A 16531-nucleotide genomic window follows, 5' to 3' on the forward strand; every position below is an offset into this window, starting at 1 on the left:
GCCCGGCGGCCGGCATGGGGAGGATGTGCGGGGCGGCCGGCACGGGGTGGGCCTGCGCGGCGTTCGGGAGGGGGAGAGCCTGCGCGGCGGCCGGCATGGGGAGGATGTGCGGGGCGGCCGGCACGGGGTGGGCCTGCGCGGCGGGCGGGCCTTCGGGGGCGCGGCGCCGCAGCGGCGCCGGGTCGCCCCGGAGATCGCCGGACGCGGCGCCCTCGCTCAGCGGCCCCCCGCCCTGAGGCTCGGCGGCCCGCTGCTCGCCGCTGCCCGGCTCCTCGAACGGGAACACGCCGGTCGCCTCGTCCGCCCAGAACGCACGGGACTCGTCGTCCATGAAGGGGATCTCCCCGTCGTCGCCGGGGACCGGTTCCGGCTCGTGGGCGCCCGCGGCATGCCAGTCGCCCCCCCACGGGCGCAGCAGGGCGCAGCCGAGGATCGCCACCCAGAGGAGGACGCCGCCCAGGGCGGGGACCAATATCGTGCCTGCGCCTATCGCCGCGCCGTAGTGCACCATGGCTGCTCTTCTCTCTCCGGGGAGGCCGCCCCACACCAGGGAGGAAGCGGGACGGCGTCCAACGACTACGCCACAATCGTCAGCCATCGGGACGGGATGGGTAAGGCCGCCGGTTTCCTGGGACGCCGGACCCTAGGTGTAGTACAACCACCCAAGAAGACATATAACGGGCATATGGTGACGGAATGGACCGTCAACGACTCCTTGGAGACTTTCTCCGCGCACGTCGCGAGTCGACGCGCCTCGAGGACGTCGGGCTGACGAGGGTGGGGCGCCGCCGTACCCCCGGACTGCGCAGGGAAGAGGTGGCCATGCTCGCCGGCGTCAGCACCGACTACTACGTCCGGCTGGAGCAGGGCAGGGAACGCCGTCCGTCCGAGCAGGTCCTGGACGCGCTGGCCCGGGTGCTGGAACTCGACCCCGCGGCCACCGAGCACCTCTACGAGCTCGCCCACCCGCGCCCCCGGCAGCGGCCGGCACGGCGGGAGGAGGAGGTGGCCCCCGGGCTGCTCCGCCTGCTCCGGCTGTGGGACCACACCCCCGCGTTCATCCGGGGCCGGTGGATGGACCTGCTCGCGACCAACGGCATGGCCGACGCCCTCTACGGTGGGCTCGACCACAACGACAACCTGCTGCGGCTCTGCTTCCTCAATCCCGAGGCGCGCGCCTTCTATCCGGATTGGGAGCAGTCGGCGGCGCTGAAGGCGGCGCAGCTGCGGACCGGCGCGGGCACCGATCCCGACGACCCCTTCCTCCCGCAGCTCGTCGACGAGCTGTCCGACCAGAGCGCCGAGTTCGTCCGCATCTGGGCCCGTCACGACGTGCTGCCCCGGCATACCGAGCGCAAGCGCTTCCGGCACCCGATCGTGGGCGAGCTGATGCTCTCCTACGAGGTCTTCACGATCAACAGCGCCCCCGGTCAGCAGCTCGTCATCTTCCAGGCCGACCCCGGAAGCCCCTCCGAACGAGGCCTCGCCATGCTGTCGTCCCTGGTCCGGCCGCCCCAGGAGCCCGTCCTCGTCCCCCAGGCCGGTGCCGCGCCAGGCGTGCACCGCCAGATTTGATGGCGAGCCTGGTCGCGGACGGCCGGCTCCCCGAGGCGGGAACGATGAGTTTGCCACTACCCCGCGTACGGTCGATCCGTGCTCGCTACACCCTGGTCGCCGCGGCCCTGTCGTTCGTCTTCCTGACCGTGGTCGGGGCCTACCTCGACGTGGTCACCCGGTACAAGGCCGAGAGCGAGGCGTACGTCGAGACCGAGCGGGTGGCCACGCAGTGGAGCGCCGCCGTCCGGGACGGGACCGTGCCGCGGGTGATCCCGGCCTCCACCCGCGTCGACCTGATCCAGATCGTCGACGCCGACGGGCACATCCTGGGGGCGAGCCGGGCGGCGAGCCGGCTGCCCCCGCTGACCCACGTCCGGCCCCCGCCGGACGACCGGTTCAAGAGCCTGGAGGAGTGCAGTCCCGACGGCGAGTGCGTCATGCTGATGGCCATCCGCGACACCCCGGCCAAGGACTCCCCGTTCGTGTACGCCGGGCTCCGCGTGCCTCCCCTCCTCACAGACCACTGGCTGGAGGCCGCCATCACGGCCTGCGCTCTCCCCGTCCTCATCCTCGTGACGCTGATGACCTGGAGCCTGGTCGGCCGGACCCTGCGGCCGGTCGAGATCATCCGGGCCCGGATGTCCGAGATCAGCGGCACCGACCTGAGCCTCCGGGTGCCGCTGCCCCCGGGCCGCGACGAGATCACGATGCTCGCCCGCACGGCCAACCAGACCCTCGCCCGGCTGGAGGCCGCCGTCAAGCAGCAGCGGAGGTTCGCCTCCGACGCCTCGCACGAGCTGCGCAGGCCGATCAGCGGGCTCCGCACGGGCCTGGAGGAGGCCCTGCTCTACCCGGACGACGTGGAGCCCCGGCAGGCGATCCGGGAGGCGCTGGCGACGACCGACCGCCTGGAGGCGATCGTCGACGACCTGCTCGTGCTGGCACGCCTGCGGGCCGCCGACCCGGAGCCCCCGGACCAGATCGACCTCGGCGCCCTGGCGGCGGAGGTGGCGGCCTCCCGGCCGGTGCGCCCGCCGGTCTTCGTGGTCGCCGCGCCCGGCGTGCTCGTCCGGGGCTACCGCATCCAGCTGATCCGCCTGCTGGAGAACCTGCTGGCCAACGCCCAGCGGCACGCCGCGAGCGGCGTCCGCATCGAGGTGCGGGCGAACGGCGGGCAGGCGATGGCCGCCGTGACGGACGACGGGCCAGGGGTGGCGCCGGAGGACCGGGAGCGCATCTTCACCCGGTTCGTCCGGCTGGACGACGCGCGCCGCCGCGAACCGGGCGGCAGCGGGCTCGGCCTCGCCATCTCCCGGGAGATCGCGCAGACCCACGGCGGCTCCCTCCGGGTCGAGGATTCGCCCAAGGGCGCCCGGTTCGTGCTCAGGCTGCCGTGCGTCCCGTGCGTCCCCGGCCAGCCGGCCGGCCCGGCGGACGGGGGGTGAGCCGGGCGCCGGCACGGGCGGCGAGGCCCCGCAGGCGCGGGCCGTGCCTGCGGGCCCACGCGTACGCCCAGGCGCCCTGATATCCCAGGAGGACCGCCAGGGTGGCGGCCGCGTCCGCGGTGTCCACCGGAGTGGCGTGCCGGGCGAGCGCGCCGAGCGCCCGGAACACCATCGTGAGGGTGAACGGCAGCGACACCAGCAGGAAGACCGCGAGGCAGGCGGCCGTGCCCGCCAGCACGACCCCGCTGTAGATCCGGACGAACCGTCGCTCGCGGGGGCGCAGCAGGCGGAGCGGGTCCTCGGACGGCCGCCCCGCGAGGCGCCGGGCCAGGTGCCGCAGGTGCGCCCCCGCGTCGGCGTAGAGGTCGCGGCAGCCGGACAGGTCCTGCAGCACGAAGTAGAGGTCCGTCCGCATGAACACGAGGAACTGCAGGGCGAGCCCGGTCATCTCGGTCAGCGCCACGATCGACAGCGGCACGTCCGGCCCGAGCACGGCCATGGCGACGAGACACAGCGCCAGGACGGCGGCGTCCACGGCGATCCCCGCCAGGTAGACGGTCAGCCGGGCCCGGCGGCCCGCCAGCCAGATGCCGGAGACGTCGGTCTGCGCGGCCAGGAACTGCAGCCGGGTGCCGAGGCGGATCCGGCCGGGTACGCCCGAGGCCCGGGCCGTACACAGGTGGGCCAGTTCGTGGAGGGCGACCAGCGCGGCGACCAGGACGACCTCGGCCGCCAGCACCGGCGTGCCGTGGGGGCTCCACATGAGCGCGTGCCAGCCGGGGACCACGCCGGGGCGGACGGCGGCGGCGACGGCTCCGGCGAGGACGAGCGCGCCCGCGACCCAGGGGAGGACCGGGCTCAGCGTCCACCGGACCAGCCGCGGCGTCAGCCAGGGCAGGGACGGCCGGGGGACCTCGTCCCGGCCGACCGGCCGGTCGTCGACCGCGGCCACCAGCCCGGCCCCGGCCATCTCGCCGACGAATCCGGCCACGTCGAGGGTGACGCCCGTCTCCCGGCGCAGCAGGTCGCTCGTCTCCTCGACGGTGGCGCCCGTCTCCAGGATCTCGATGGCCCGCACGCCCTCGTACGGCAGGGCGACGCACACCCCCGTCTGGGCCCGGCCCACGATCCACTCCTCCCGGTCACGGCGGACCGCGAGACTGTGGAAGCGGACGGTGGTCACGGTGCGGGCGGCGGCAGGGGCTCGACCCGCCGCCGGACGTAGTCCCCCAGGTCCTCGGCCCCGTCGTAGAGGGAGGCGACGAGCTCGGTCCACGGCTCGACGACCGCGGGGTCGGCGACCTTGCGCGCCCCCACGCAGGCGCCGCGCTCGTCGTACCTGACCCGGTACGCGTGATGGCCGGGGAAGATCACCAGCTCGGGCAGGGGCCCGTCGGTCTCGAGCCCGGCCACGTCCTCCGCGGCGACCACCCGGCAGCCCTCGCCCAGCCGCTCCCGCAGCGCGAGCAGGTGAAGCTCCCACTGCATGTACGGCGTGAGCGGCCACTCCACGACCCGCAGCCGGCGCATCGTGGCCCGGGCCGGCAGGTCGGCGGCGATCGTCCCCCGTGCCTCCTCCAGGAGGGCGAGGGAACGTTCCCAATCCCCGGCGCGCATGGCCTTCCAGCTGGGGTTGTCGCCCTCGTCGAAGTCCTGGGCCCGTTCGAGCTTCCAGATGACGCCGTCGATCTCGTGGAACAGGACCAGGAAGTCGGCCGCGTACTCCCGCAGGGGAAGCACCCGGCCGTCGGCGGAGTCGATGCGCGGTGGGCGTGCGTTCATCGCGGTTCCCTGAGTCGCCTGCACGGGGACGGCGCACCGGCCCGGGCGGCGGGTCCCCGCCCGGGCCGGGACCCTAACTGTTGGAGTTTCCGCTGTAGGTGTTGGTCGTCTCGATCTTGTCCAGGAGCCGGATCGAGATCCTCGTGGGGGCCGGCTCCTCGGCGGCGGCCGGCTCGTCCTGGATCGCGGGCTCGACGTGTTCCATCGCTTTCCCTTCTCTCGGAGGTGATGCTCCTCGTCAGGTCGTCGCTGGGGCGGCGGCGGTGGACTGAGCCGGGGACGGCCCGGCGGCGGATTCGGAGGAGAGGGGGCCGCAGGCCGGGCAACCGGGCACGGCCGGGTGGCGGGTGTAGACGTGCTGGTCGGGGGCGATCAGGTTGACCCCGGTCACGTACGACCCGGGGCGCTCGGGGATACCGGTCAGGAACGAGATGACGGCCTGGGCCGTGAGGTGACCCGACACGCCGGCGGACGGAGCGATGACGCCGGGACCGCCGAGGTCGACCGGGATGCCCGGCGCGAGCGACGCGTCGACGTTGGCGGTGAGGCACTCGTAGCAGGGCCCGTCGGGGTCGAAGGCGGCGACGCTGACGAGCGGGCCGCTGTACCCGCCGAGCGCCCACGGCACCTTCGCCGCCAGGCACGCCCGGTTGGCCCACACGCGGATGCCGCCTGTGCCGCCCGGCTCGTCGGCGCACATCGCGAACGCGTCGAAGCCGCTCACGAGGTCGGCCATGTCGCCCTCGGACTCGACCGCCCGGCTCTCGCCCGTGATCCGCACCGAGGAGTTGACCTCGGCCAGCCGGGCCACGGCCACCTCCACCTTGGGCCGCCCGATGTCGGCCTCGCGGTACAGGGCCTGCCGCGTCAGGTTCGACAGTTCGACGACGTCGCGGTCCACGCAGTGGATCTCCCCGACCCCGCAGGCGGCCAGGGCCCACGCCGTGTGGCTGCCGGTGCCGCCGAGCCCGAGGACGACCACCCGGGAGCGCTTGAGCCGGATCTGCGCCTCCCAGCTGCTCGGCCGGGGCGTGAGGTCCGTACGGCGGAAGAACGCGGCGTTCCTGGAGTACCGGTCCTGCTCGTCCGGGCTCAGCTCCTCGGGCTCCCGGACGCCGGCGTCCTCGATGTAGCCGGAGGTCAGCAGCAGGTCGACGACCCCCTGGGCGTCCTCGTCGGTCAGCCGGGGGAACAGCCGGCGCAGCCGCCCGGCGATCTCACCGGGGGTGCGGGTGCCGTCCATCGCGCCGAGCGCCGCCCAGGCGTAGCCGTCGGGATCGATGATCTCCCCCGCCACCCCGTAGATGGACCCGCCGATGCGGATCCTGTCGTGTCCGTACCGGTGCGGGAGGTGTTCGGCTTTCACTCGCGGCAGGCGCAAGACGGCCTCTCGTGATCGGGACGCGTTCTGACATGCGAATGATTGAGGCAAGTAATCCACTCTGTCAACCTTTGATGCTGAAGAGGCATCATCCCCCGCGCGGCGCGGAGACTTCCCGGCCGCCGTCCCGCGGGGCGCGCCGCGCCCGGGGCGTATTTCGTGCACTTACCGCAGTGAGCCGAATTCGCGTCGCTTTCCTTGCCCCCCGCCGGGCCGCCTCCGTTAACTCGGAATCGCTCGGAGAAACGGAATCCCGGAAAGGAGTGCTCTGTGACCGAAGCAGAAGTGCGGCGGCTCGTACGGGAATGGTACGAGGCGCTCGACCGGCACGACCCGGTGGAGAAGGTCGCCGTTTTCCTCGCCAATGAGGGCCTGGTCATGAAATTCCCCGAGGGGACCCTGCACGGCCTGGACGACTTTCGCGGCTGGTACGACACCGTGATCAACCGGTTCTTCGACGAGGTCCACGAGCTGAAGACCGTGGACGTGACGCCGGCCGGCCCCGGCCAGGCGGACGTGCGGGTCGTCGTCAACTGGCAGGCCCGGATCTGGGACAGGCCCGCACCCCGCAGCGCCTGGCTCGGGTTCGACGCCACGCAGACCTGGTCGGTCGTGTCCGAGGACGGCGCCGTGCGCATCCGCTCGTCCGTGGTCGGCGGCGGGCGAGCCCGCCGGCGGGGACGGCCACCAGGTCACCGGCACGGTCCGGCACATCGCCTTCCAGACCGACGACCTCGACGCGTTCCTGCGCGCCGTCAAGGGGCGGGCCGACGTCACGCTCGGCCCGCTCGACTTCTCCGCCCACATCCACGGCTGGCGCAGCGTGTGGCTGCGCGACCCGGACGGCGTCGTCGTCGAGGTGAGCGAGGGATACCGGGACCGCGACTGACGGTGGTACTCGCGATACCAGCACAGGCCGATTCTGGCGGCCGCGGCCGCCGCCGGAAAGGCTTTACCGGAATCCCTCCGCCTGAAAAAGCCAGGAGACCACGATGAGCGAGCGAAACGACAGTCGCCGTGCGTTTCCCGAGGCGCCGCAGAACGCGCCTTCCGCACGGTCGCACGACGAGACGGCAGAGGAGGTGACGTCGTGAGCAGCGTCACCGGCTCACCCGCCATCGGCGTCGGGGAATCGCGGGAGCGAACCCGATGGCTGGCGCTTCCCGTGATTCTCGTCGGCACGTTCATGACGATTCTGGATTTCTTCATCGTGAACGTCGCCATCCCCTCGGCCCAGGCCGAGTTGCACGCCACCGACGCCCAGATCCAGTTCGTGGTCGCGGGGTACGGCGTCGCCTACGCCTCGGGCCTGATCACCGGCGGCCGCCTCGGCGACCTGTACGGCAGGCGCAAGGTCTTCGCCGCCGGCCTCACCGGGTTCACCGTCGCGTCCGTGCTCTGCGGGCTGGCGGTGAACGCGGAGATGCTCGTCGCCTCCCGCGTTCTGCAGGGCGTCGCGGCCGCGCTCATGTTCCCCCAGGTCCTGTCCATCATCAACGTCACCTACACCGGGGACGACCGGCCGAGGGCGTTCGCGGGGTACGGCGCCGCCCTCGGCCTGGCCACCGTCGGCGGCCAGGTCATCGGCGGCCTGCTGATAGCCGCCGACGTGTTCGGGCTCGGCTGGCGCGTCTGTTTCCTGGTGAACCTGCCCATCGGCCTGGTCACGCTGCTCGTGCTGCCCCGCCTGGTCCTGGAGTCCCGCTCCGAGACGGCCCGGCGGCTCGACCTGGCCGGGGTGGTCATCGTCGTCCCCGCCGTCCTCCTGCTGCTCGTGCCGCTCGTCGAGGGCCGTCAGGAGGGGTGGCCCGCCTGGACGTTCGTCTCGCTGGCCGCGAGCGCCGTGGTGTTCGCGCTGTTCGCGCGGCAGCAGGTGCAGCTGTCACGGTCGGGCGGCACGCCGCTGGTCGAGCCGTCGCTGTTCCGGGCGCGGTCGTTCGTCACCGGCCTGACCACCGTCCTCGCCGTCTACGGCGGCATGGCCTCGTTCATGCTGGTCATCGCCCTGTACGTGCAGGACGGCCTGCGCTACTCCCCGCTGCGGGCCGGCCTGGTCTTCCTGCCGATGGGCGTGACGTTCTTCCTCACGTCCATGAACGCGGCGAAGTTCATCCGCAGGCTCGGCCGCCGCACGCTCACGATCGGGGCGATCCTGATCGTCGCCGGGGAGGTCTGCCTCGCGCTGATCACCCGCGACGCCGGCGCCCGGGTGAACCTGCCGTTGTACGAGATCCTCATGGCCGTTGCCGGCGCCGGTATCGGCATGGTCGGCGCCCCGCTGCTGTCCCAGGTGCTGCTCGGCGTCGAGTCCGAGCACGCGGGGTCGGCGTCGGGCGTGCTGTCCACGACCCAGCAGATGGCCGGCGCCCTCGGCGTCGCGGTCATCGGGATCATCTTCTTCGGCATGCTCCACGGCTCGACCGCCCCGGGCGACTACGGCCGGGCCTTCGCGGCCGCGCTCGTCTACCTCATCGCGCTCGCGGCGCTGGCCGCCGTCGTGACCGTACCGGACCGGTGGTGGACCGGGCGGGTGCGCATGGCGACGGCTTCACCTGACGATGTGCCTTCGTGATAATGCAGAGCAGTGTCGAACCCTCGGGGTGCGGCTCCGAGGTTAGTGCGGCGGTCGATGGGGGATGCCGTGGCCGACAGGAGCGAGAACAGACAGGAGCTCGCTCGGTTTCTGCGTGATCGCCGTGCCCGCATAACCCCGCAACAGGCGGGCCTCCCGACGGGCGTCCATCGGCGGACGAAGGGTCTGCGGCGGGAGGAGGTGGCCGTCCTCGCCGGGCTCAGCCCGACCTGGTACACGTATCTGGAGCAGGGACGGGACATCCACCCCTCGCCACAGGTCCTCGACAGCGTGGCCCGCGTGCTCGGCCTGACCGAGGACGAACGGGTCTACATCCACCGGCTCGCGTTCGGCCGGTCCCCGGCGGGGCCGGCCGACGGCGGCCGGACGGGCGAGGAGCTGGTCGCGCAGGCGGTGGAGGTGGCCGGGCTGAGCCCCTGGCCGGTCTACGCCGGCAACCAGTACGGCGACGTCGTGGCCTGGAACGCGGCGGCGGCCGAGTGGTACACCGACTTCGGGCGGCTGCCGCGCGACCGCAGGAACATGCTGTGGTGGATGCTCACCGACCCCGAGGCCAGGGAACGGCTGGTCGACTGGGCCGACGAGACCCTCGACGTGATCGCCCGGCTGAGGGTCGCCTACGCGAGCAGGACGGCCGACCGGAGGATGAGCGCGCTGGTCCGCGACCTGGAGGCCGCGAGCGCCGACTTCCGGTCGTGGTGGAACGAGCACCACGTGCGCGGCCAGCGCCTGCGCACCCGCACACTGGTCGCGCCGGGGTTGGGGAAACGCACGTTCCACCTCGCCGTGCTGAGTCTCGTCGACAGCCCGACCCACGCGGTCGTCCTTCACCTGCCCGTTGAGGGCGCGACGCCCGGCCCCGGGTGAGAGCGGTTCCAGGGCGGGAGGACGCTCAGGCAGGCGTTCCGCTCGGCGACGTCATCCGGGCGGCCAGCAGCCACCACAGGCCCAGCTGCGCGAGCGCGAGCGCGACCGCGAACGGCGGCAACGTCCACGTCCCGACCCCCTGGGCGATGGCGCCGGCCAGCCAGGGGAACACGGCGCCGCCCACCACCGACACGCCGTTCAGCAGCCCGATCGCGGTGGGCACGAGCCGGGCGACGGTCAGTCGTGGCGCCACCGCCATCGTGGTGGGGAAGATCGGGCCGAGGCAGAAGCCGAGCAGCACGAAGCTCGCGCTCGCCACCGCCGTCCCCGGGGCCACCCAGGCCAGCACCGCGCTGGCGGTGATGCCGGCCAGGCAGGCGAAGGTCATGCCGGTGTCGGTCATCCCGATCCTGGCGGCCACCGGGCTGATCAGGAAGCGGCCGAGGGCGAGCCCCAGCCAGTAGCCGGAGACGGTGTACCCGGCCAGCAGGTCCGCCTGCCCGCGGGCGTCCACCAGGAAGGTGAAGCCCCAGTTACCCACGCTGATCTCCAGGCCGACGTACACGGCGAGGAACGCGGCGCCCAGCAGGACGGCCGGCTCCCGCGACGCCGCCGCGAGCAGGCCGTTCCCGCCCGTCTCCGTCGTCTCCGGGACCTCCGTCCTTCCTCGGGGGAGCGTCAGGAGGAACCCGGCCATGAGCGGGACGCAGATCAGCGCGAGGACCAGCCACACCGCCGTCCACGGCAGGCGGTCCAGCATCCAGGTGGCCAGCAGGGGCCCGAGCAGTGCGCCCACCCCGAAGAACGCGTGCAGGCGGTTGAGCAGGGTCGTCGCCCTGGGCAGCCCGGCGAGGTAGGCGTTGAGCACCGACTCGAGGATTCCCGTGCCGTACCCGGCGACGAGCTGGATCACCACCAGGGCCAGGAACGGCGGCCGCAGGGCCGTGCACAGCCCGGCCAGCACGTACGCGCCGCCGCCCGCCGCCAGCGCCGCGCGGACCCCGAACCGGTGGATCAGCGTGCCGGCCGTCGAGCCTGCCAGCATGAACCCGGCCGAGAAGCTGAAGAAGGTCGTGCCGATCGTGGCCTTGTCCAGGCCGTAGTCGCGGATCTGCGCGGGGAGCAGCACCCCGCCCACGCCCGCGCTGAGCCCCACCAGGACGAAGGCGGCGTACGCGAGGGCGACGGGCGCCCACCACCGGTGCCGGAGTGCGGACACCTGACCTCCCGCCGATGCGAACGGCCGCCCGCCGTCCGTCGGCGGCGCGTCGTGGACCCACCCCTCGCGAACGCCGACCGTACGCCGGAGATCATCCCCGATTTCCCGACATGCTACGACAACCTCCCCGCTCCCCGGCACCCCCGATCTCACCGCCCGACACAGCCGCCGCGAGGTGGAGGCGCGCGGACTGATGCGCGGTTGAGCCGTGGCGGATGCGCCGCTTCCGCGGGGCCGACATCCGCGCATCGCATCGTGACGGGCACGCGCCCCGATGGGGCGCGGACAAGTCCGTCATGGAGGTGCCCCGTCATGCGTTCCGCCCGCCGCGGCCGCGTCCGCCCGTTGTCGCGGGCCGTCCTCGCCGCCCTCGCCCTCGTGGTCGCCGCCGGTGCGACCGGCTGCCTCGGCCCGTCCGGCTGGGCGCGCGTGCCCGCGCCGCGGCACGTCACCGGCGTCGCGCTGCCGTGGCCCGCCGACGGGCAGGCCGTGGTCGCGATGGCCGGCGAGGGCGTCCTCGGATCCAGCGGCTCGATGACGCCGGTGCCCATCGCGAGCGTGACCAAGGTGATGACGGCCTACGTCCTGCTGCGGGGCCACCCGCTGAGGGACGGCGAGGAGGGGCCGCTCATCGAGGTCGACGGGACGGCCGCCGCCGAGTCGCTGTCGGCGACGGAGTCCACCGTCCCGGTCAGGGAGGGACAGCGGCTGTCCCTGCGGCGGCTGCTGGAGCTGATGATGATCCCGTCCGGCAACAACGTGGCCCGGCTGCTGGCCCGGTGGGACGCCGGGACGCAGGAGGGGTTCGTGCGGAAGATGAACGCCGCCGCCCGCGCCCTCGGCATGGCCGACACCGTCTACACCGGCGCCAGCGGCTACGAGGACTCCACGGTGAGCACGGCGGCCGACCAGGTGAAGCTGGCCGGCGAGGCGATGCGGAACGAGGTGTTCCGCCGGATCGTCGCCACCACGCGGACGTCCCTTCCCGGCGATCCGCGCGTGATCCGCAACACCAACACGCTGCTGGGCAGGAACGGCGTGATCGGCATCAAGACCGGATCCGGCACGCGGGCGGGCGGCAGCCTGATGTGGGCCGTCACGGTCGGATCGGGCGACGGGGCGCGTCTCGTGCTCGGCGTCGTCCTGTCGCAGAGGGTCGGCGCCGACCCGGAGGCGGCGAAGCAGGCGGCGCTCGACGCGAGCGACCGGCTGATCACGGCGGTGCGGGCGGCCGTGCCCCGGCTGGTCGCGGCCGGCCGGACGGGAGGCGTGCGCGGTGCGATGAGCACGCGCGCGGCCGCCGTACAGTACAACATGGACACCAGCGGCGAAACCGCCCGGCGAGGGGACGCGCGGTAGTGGACAGGACGACCCCTGACGCGCCCGTCACCGTGCTGCTGGTCGAGGACGACGACGTCATCCTCAAGACGGTCACGATGGCGCTGGAGCGCTACGGCTACCGCGTGTCGACCGCCGGGGACGGCCTGAGCGGCCTTGAGGCCTTCCAGGACGGCGGACACGACCTGCTGCTGCTGGACGTCATGCTGCCAGGCCTGGACGGCATCGGCCTGTGCCGCAAGGTCAGGGAGTCCAGCCTGATGCCGATTCTGCTGATGTCGGCCCGGGGCGACGCCGTTGACGTGGTGTCGGGCCTTGAGGCGGGCGCGGACGACTACGTCGTCAAGCCGGTCGAGATCTCCGTGCTGGTGGCCAGGATCCGCTCCCTGCTGCGGCGGGCGGCCTTCACCCCGCGGGAGACGGCGTCCGCCGCCGGCGCCCCGGAGGACGGGGCGGGCGGATCCGGGCTCACCTTCGGCGACCTCACGGTCGACACCGCCGCCCTGGAGGTGCGGCTGGCCGGGCGGCCGGTCGCGCTCGCGCCCACGGAACTGCGGCTGCTGCTGGAGTTCGCGGCCAACCCCGGGCTCGTCCTGGATCGCCAGACGTTGCTGCGCGACGTCTGGGACTACGGCTGGGACGGCGACACCCGCGTGGTCGATCTCTGCGTCCAGCGGCTGCGCAAGAAGATCGGCGCCGACCGGATCGAGACGGTCCGCGGCTTCGGCTACAAGCTCCGCCGGTCGTGAACCCGACCTCGTTGCGGTGGAAGATCGCCGCCCTCGTCGCCGTCGGATGCTGCGCGGTCACGGCCGTGGTCGGGGTGCTGGTTCACCGGGCGACCTACGACCGTTCGATGCGCCTCGGCGAGGACGACGCGCTCCAGGCCCTCACGCAGATCGAGCAGGAGTACGCGCGCACGGGCACGGCGCCCGCGGACGCCATCAAGGAGCCGGGCGAGCTGCCGGCGGAGCTGCGGCAGCGGCTCGCGTCCGCGCGTCCGGAGCCGGGCGCCCTCCTCCCCGCGTTCGCCGGGAGCACCTGCTACGTCGAGGAGCGGCCCGGCGAGCCCTGGATGTGGGCGGCGGAACCCGTGGGCGGCCGGGTGCTCGTCGCACGGATCGACATGGGCCCGGAGCTGCGCAGCCTGCAGGCGCTCGACCGCCACATGGTGCTCGCCGCGCTCGCCGCGCTCGGCGTCCTCCTGCCGGTGACGGTCCTGGCGGCCGAGTTGCCGAACCGCAGGCTCCGGCGCGTGGCCGCCACCGCGCGGCGCATCGCGGACGGAGATCTGGACGCCAGGACCGAGGCGCGCGGACGTGACGAGATCGCCGACATCTCCGCCGCCGTGGACTCGATGGCGGCGAACCTGCAGCGCCGGCTGCTCGCCGAACAGCGCTTCACCGCCGACATCGCGCACGACCTGCGCACCCCGCTGATGGGGCTGCTCACCGCCACCGAGCTGCTGCCGGAGAGCGAGGCCACGGACCTGGTCCGCGACCGCGTCCGCGTGCTGCGGTCGCTGGTCGAGGACCTGCTGGAGGTCTCCCGCCTCGACGCCGGAGCCGAGGAGCCCGAGCGCCTCCCGGTGCCGCTCGACCGGCTGACGGCCGAGTCGCTGCGCAGGCTGGGTCTCACCGCCGAGGTGACCGTGGTGGGCGACCCCGTGGCGGAGACCGATCCGCGCCGTCTGGACCGGATCGTCGCCAACCTCGTGGTGAACGCCCACCGCCACGGACGGCCCCCGGTGGAGATCGAGGTGAGCGGCCGGACGATCGTGGTCCGCGACCACGGCCCGGGCTTCCCCGGCGACCTGCTGGCCGACGGGCCGCGGCGGTTCCGGACCGGCAGGGCCGAACGCGGCGGCGGGCACGGGCTCGGCCTGACCATCGCCGTCGGCCAGGCCCGGGTCATCGGCGCGCGGCTCCGTTTCGCCAACGCCCCGGACGGCGGCGCGATCGTCACGCTCGAGCTGCCGGCCTGACGCCCGGCCGCCGTCTCCGGCGACCGGGCCCGTGACCTCCGGCGCGGTGGCGGCCTACGCGCTGGCGGCCATCTCGCTCTCGGCGACGGGCTGTGCGCTCCTGCGGCGTGTGCCGAGGGTGAGGAGCACCGAGGCCGCCGTCAGCACCACGCCGTACCAGAAGACGCTGTCGACCCCGAGGTGGTCGGCGAACAGCCCGCCGAACAGCGCTCCGAGCGCGATGGACGTGTTGTACGCCAGGGTGTTGAGGGACATGGCGGCTTCGAAGGTGTCGGGCGCGGCGGCCAGCGTCACGTTGATCTGGCACAGGTTGGCGGCGCCGAAGGAGACGCCCCACAGGATCAGCGAGAAGATCAGACCGGCCTGGGTGTGACCGATCGTGAGCAGCAGGAGCAGGGCCGCGACGAGTCCCGTGCAGGCGACGGCGAAGCTGCCCCGCAGGTTCCTGGTCACCGTGTAGCCGGCGATGAAGTTCCCGGCCGCGCCGCCGACGCCGTAAATGATCAGCAGGACGGTGAAGAACCCGGACGAGGTGGAGGAGTTCTGCTCGATGAAGGGACGGATGAACGTGTACGCCCCGAAGTGCCCGAGCACGTAGAGGACGACGGCGAACAGCACCACGCGGAGTCTCATGTTCCTGATCGGAAGCCCGAAGACCTCCCGGACCGAGACCGCGTTCTCCGACGGCAGCGACGGAACCACGACGATCACCGCGAGCAGCACCAGCGCGCCGAGGCCGCTCCAGATGAGGAAGGTGGTCCGCCAGTCGGTCAGGCTTTCGAGGAGGGTTCCCAGCGGTATGCCCACCACGGTGGCGATCGAGATGCCGGACAGCGCGACCGCGGACGCCCTGCTCGCGAGGCGGCCGGGAACGAGGCGCATCGCCATGCTCACCCCGATGGCCCAGAACACGCCGTTGGCGAATCCCATGATGAGCCGCGCGGTCAGGACCAGCGGGTAGTTCGGCGAGATGGACGTGATCAGGTTGCCCACGGCCAGGATCGCCAGGAGCGCGGACAGCAGCACGCGCCGGTTGACGCGCCTGGTCCACGCCACGATGAACGGTACGCCCAGCCCGGCCGAGACGCCGTACAACGTCACCATCAGCCCGGCGACTCCCACCGATATGTCCAGGCTTCTGCTGACCGGGGTGAGCAGGCCGACGGGCATCAACTCGGTGGTGACGAAGACGAACAGGCTGGCTGTGATGACAGCGACACCCAGCCAGGACCTGAAGGGCGAGAGCGGGTGCTCGTCGTTTGAGGACATGTCTTCTCTCTCAGTGGTCGAGGTGTAGACGTACGGACCGATTACGGACGTGCGGTTACCGGCTCCTACCGGCTCGTCATCGCGAGCGTCTCCCTTCCGCCGGCAACGGTGACCTCGGTTCGGGCACCGGGGGAGCGCCGCTGTCCGGGGGAGAGCCGAGACGCTCCCCTCTCGGGGCGGCCGGCCGGGGTTGCGCGAGCAGCGCGGCGACGATGATCACGACGATTCCGGCCAGTTGCGGCATCGACAGCGTCTGGTGCAGGAACAGGTAGCCGAGGAGGGTCGCGACGATCGGGCTGCCCAGGGCGAGGACGGAGACCGCCAGTGCCGGCAGCCTCTCTATCCCGCGGAACCAGATCGCGTAACTGATGACCGCGCCGAGGGAGATGAGGTAGGCGAACCCGAGGACGTTGGTCGCGGTGATCGTGGCCGGCATCCCCTCGATGGCCAGGGTGAACGGCGCCAGTACGAGCCCGCCCGCGGTGAGCTGCCAGCCGGTGAAGGGAAGCAGCCCCACTCCGGGGGGCCGTCCCCACAGTTTGGTGAGTGTGATGCCGGTGGCCATGCAGGCCGCTCCGGCCAGCGCCGCCACCACACCGACGACGTTCAGCGCCGCCGTCCCCTTGAACACGAGCAACACCACACCGAGCGCGCCCAGGACGCAGGCCGCCACATGGGTGAACCGGATCCTGTCCCCGATGAGCAGGGCCGCCAGGACCAGGACGGCCATGGGCTGCACGGTCATGAGCATCGCCGCGATGCCACCCGGCAGGCGGTAGGCCGCGACGAACAACAGGAAGTTGAACGCGCCGATGTTGAGCGTTCCGAGGACCAGGGTGCGCCACAGCCACACCCCGGTCGGCAGGACGCGGGTGAACAGCAGCAGGATCAGGCCCGCGGGGAGCGCCCGTACGGTGGCGGCGAGCAGCGGGCGGTCCGCCGGGAGCCACTCCGTCGTCACCAGATAGGTGGTCCCCCAGATCGCCGGCGCGAGCGCCGTCACGCCCGTGGTGAGGAACGACCGGCCGCCGTTCATGCCGCGCCGCTTTCCGCGCCGGCGTGCCGGCGGCCGAGGCCGCGGGCGCCGGGCATCACA

General features: G+C 72.8%; 15 protein-coding genes and 1 pseudogene. 8 read left to right on the plus strand and 8 right to left on the minus strand.

Annotation, left to right across the window (positions count from 1 at the left end; genetic code table 11):
* A pseudogene (locus MPTA5024_RS42300) lies at positions 1 to 511 on the minus strand (hypothetical protein); the annotation flags it as partial.
* Positions 512 to 696: 185 nt separating this feature from the next.
* On the opposite strand from MPTA5024_RS42300, the gene MPTA5024_RS17745 reads away from it, so the two are divergent.
* Both MPTA5024_RS17745 and MPTA5024_RS17750 read left to right on the plus strand, forming a co-directional pair.
* The gene (locus tag MPTA5024_RS17745) at positions 697 to 1575 is read left to right on the plus strand and encodes a helix-turn-helix transcriptional regulator (protein WP_084369762.1); all 879 of its coding nucleotides are present in this window, start codon (positions 697 to 699) and stop codon (positions 1573 to 1575) included.
* A 44-nt stretch (positions 1576 to 1619) separates the two neighbouring features.
* Positions 1620 to 3002, plus strand: coding sequence for a sensor histidine kinase (locus MPTA5024_RS17750; protein ID WP_036326602.1), 1383 nt, complete (start codon positions 1620 to 1622; stop codon positions 3000 to 3002).
* Here the strand turns inward: MPTA5024_RS17750 and MPTA5024_RS17755 are convergent.
* The 4 genes from MPTA5024_RS17755 to MPTA5024_RS17765 form a co-directional block, all read right to left on the minus strand.
* Positions 2941 to 4185: a hypothetical protein gene (locus tag MPTA5024_RS17755; RefSeq protein ID WP_051458292.1), complete on the minus strand. Its 1245-nt coding sequence runs from the start codon at positions 4183 to 4185 to the stop codon at positions 2941 to 2943. The genes MPTA5024_RS17750 and MPTA5024_RS17755 overlap by 62 nt on opposite strands.
* The gene (locus MPTA5024_RS17760; protein WP_036325175.1) at positions 4182 to 4784 is read right to left on the minus strand and encodes a DUF6879 family protein; all 603 of its coding nucleotides are present in this window, start codon (positions 4782 to 4784) and stop codon (positions 4182 to 4184) included. Before MPTA5024_RS17760 ends, MPTA5024_RS17755 begins: the two co-directional genes overlap by 4 nt.
* A gap of 73 nt (positions 4785 to 4857) precedes the next feature.
* Entirely contained in the window at positions 4858 to 4989 is a 132-nt protein-coding gene (locus tag MPTA5024_RS44290) for a hypothetical protein (RefSeq protein ID WP_269750598.1), read from the minus strand.
* 33 nt (positions 4990 to 5022) lie between these two features.
* A complete protein-coding gene (locus MPTA5024_RS17765) occupies positions 5023 to 6150 on the minus strand; it encodes a ThiF family adenylyltransferase (RefSeq protein ID WP_036325176.1) in 1128 nt (375 codons plus the stop codon).
* A gap of 285 nt (positions 6151 to 6435) precedes the next feature.
* On the opposite strand from MPTA5024_RS17765, the gene MPTA5024_RS42305 reads away from it, so the two are divergent.
* The 3 genes from MPTA5024_RS42305 (at position 6436) to MPTA5024_RS17775 (ending at position 9625) form a co-directional block, all read left to right on the plus strand.
* Positions 6436 to 7161: a nuclear transport factor 2 family protein gene (locus tag MPTA5024_RS42305; RefSeq protein ID WP_084369764.1), complete on the plus strand. Its 726-nt coding sequence runs from the start codon at positions 6436 to 6438 to the stop codon at positions 7159 to 7161.
* A 94-nt stretch (positions 7162 to 7255) separates the two neighbouring features.
* Positions 7256 to 8737, plus strand: coding sequence for an MFS transporter (locus tag MPTA5024_RS17770; protein ID WP_051458293.1), 1482 nt, complete (start codon positions 7256 to 7258; stop codon positions 8735 to 8737).
* A 57-nt stretch (positions 8738 to 8794) separates the two neighbouring features.
* On the plus strand, positions 8795 to 9625 hold the full coding sequence (locus tag MPTA5024_RS17775) for a helix-turn-helix transcriptional regulator (RefSeq protein WP_157099522.1): 831 nt from the start codon (positions 8795 to 8797) through the stop codon (positions 9623 to 9625).
* Positions 9626 to 9650: 25 nt separating this feature from the next.
* Here MPTA5024_RS17775 and MPTA5024_RS17780 read toward each other — a convergent pair whose 3' ends face one another.
* Complete coding sequence (locus MPTA5024_RS17780; RefSeq protein ID WP_036325177.1) at positions 9651 to 10844, minus strand: MFS transporter; 1194 nt, start codon at positions 10842 to 10844, stop codon at positions 9651 to 9653.
* A 312-nt stretch (positions 10845 to 11156) separates the two neighbouring features.
* Here MPTA5024_RS17780 and MPTA5024_RS17785 point away from each other — a divergent pair, with 312 nt between their 5' ends.
* From MPTA5024_RS17785 to MPTA5024_RS17795, 3 genes are read left to right on the plus strand one after another with little or no spacing between them, the layout of a single operon-like run.
* A complete protein-coding gene (locus tag MPTA5024_RS17785; RefSeq protein ID WP_063794706.1) occupies positions 11157 to 12203 on the plus strand; it encodes a D-alanyl-D-alanine carboxypeptidase family protein in 1047 nt (348 codons plus the stop codon).
* Complete coding sequence (cseB, locus tag MPTA5024_RS17790; RefSeq protein ID WP_036325178.1) at positions 12203 to 12931, plus strand: two-component system response regulator CseB; 729 nt, start codon at positions 12203 to 12205, stop codon at positions 12929 to 12931. Before MPTA5024_RS17785 ends, cseB begins: the two co-directional genes overlap by 1 nt.
* Positions 12928 to 14166, plus strand: a complete 1239-nt coding sequence (locus MPTA5024_RS17795) for a sensor histidine kinase (RefSeq protein ID WP_036325179.1) — start codon at positions 12928 to 12930, stop codon at positions 14164 to 14166. The genes cseB and MPTA5024_RS17795 overlap by 4 nt, the downstream gene beginning before the upstream one ends.
* Positions 14167 to 14220: 54 nt before the next feature.
* Here MPTA5024_RS17795 and MPTA5024_RS17800 read toward each other — a convergent pair whose 3' ends face one another.
* Both MPTA5024_RS17800 and MPTA5024_RS17805 read right to left on the minus strand, forming a co-directional pair.
* On the minus strand, positions 14221 to 15435 hold the full coding sequence (locus MPTA5024_RS17800) for an MFS transporter (protein WP_084369767.1): 1215 nt from the start codon (positions 15433 to 15435) through the stop codon (positions 14221 to 14223).
* A gap of 76 nt (positions 15436 to 15511) precedes the next feature.
* Positions 15512 to 16471, minus strand: coding sequence for an EamA family transporter (locus MPTA5024_RS17805; protein ID WP_036325180.1), 960 nt, complete (start codon positions 16469 to 16471; stop codon positions 15512 to 15514).
* Between the last annotated feature and the right edge of the window lie 60 nt (positions 16472 to 16531).

The organism is Microbispora sp. ATCC PTA-5024, assembly GCF_000511135.2.
In the GTDB taxonomy this organism is placed as follows: domain Bacteria; phylum Actinomycetota; class Actinomycetes; order Streptosporangiales; family Streptosporangiaceae; genus Microbispora; species Microbispora corallina.

Excerpts from the sequence above, each read along its gene's own strand:
- MPTA5024_RS17745 (WP_084369762.1), top strand. The coding sequence starts at position 697 with ATGGACCGTCAACGACTCCTTGGAGACTTTCTCCGCGCACGTCGCGAG.
- MPTA5024_RS17750 (WP_036326602.1), top strand. The coding sequence starts at position 1,620 with ATGAGTTTGCCACTACCCCGCGTACGGTCGATCCGTGCTCGCTACACC.
- MPTA5024_RS17760 (WP_036325175.1), bottom strand. The coding sequence starts at position 4,784 with ATGAACGCACGCCCACCGCGCATCGACTCCGCCGACGGCCGGGTGCTT.
- MPTA5024_RS44290 (WP_269750598.1), bottom strand. The coding sequence starts at position 4,989 with ATGGAACACGTCGAGCCCGCGATCCAGGACGAGCCGGCCGCCGCCGAG.
- MPTA5024_RS17775 (WP_157099522.1), top strand. The coding sequence starts at position 8,795 with ATGGGGGATGCCGTGGCCGACAGGAGCGAGAACAGACAGGAGCTCGCT.
- MPTA5024_RS17785 (WP_063794706.1), top strand. The coding sequence starts at position 11,157 with ATGCGTTCCGCCCGCCGCGGCCGCGTCCGCCCGTTGTCGCGGGCCGTC.
- MPTA5024_RS17800 (WP_084369767.1), bottom strand. The coding sequence starts at position 15,435 with ATGTCCTCAAACGACGAGCACCCGCTCTCGCCCTTCAGGTCCTGGCTG.
- MPTA5024_RS17805 (WP_036325180.1), bottom strand. The coding sequence starts at position 16,471 with ATGAACGGCGGCCGGTCGTTCCTCACCACGGGCGTGACGGCGCTCGCG.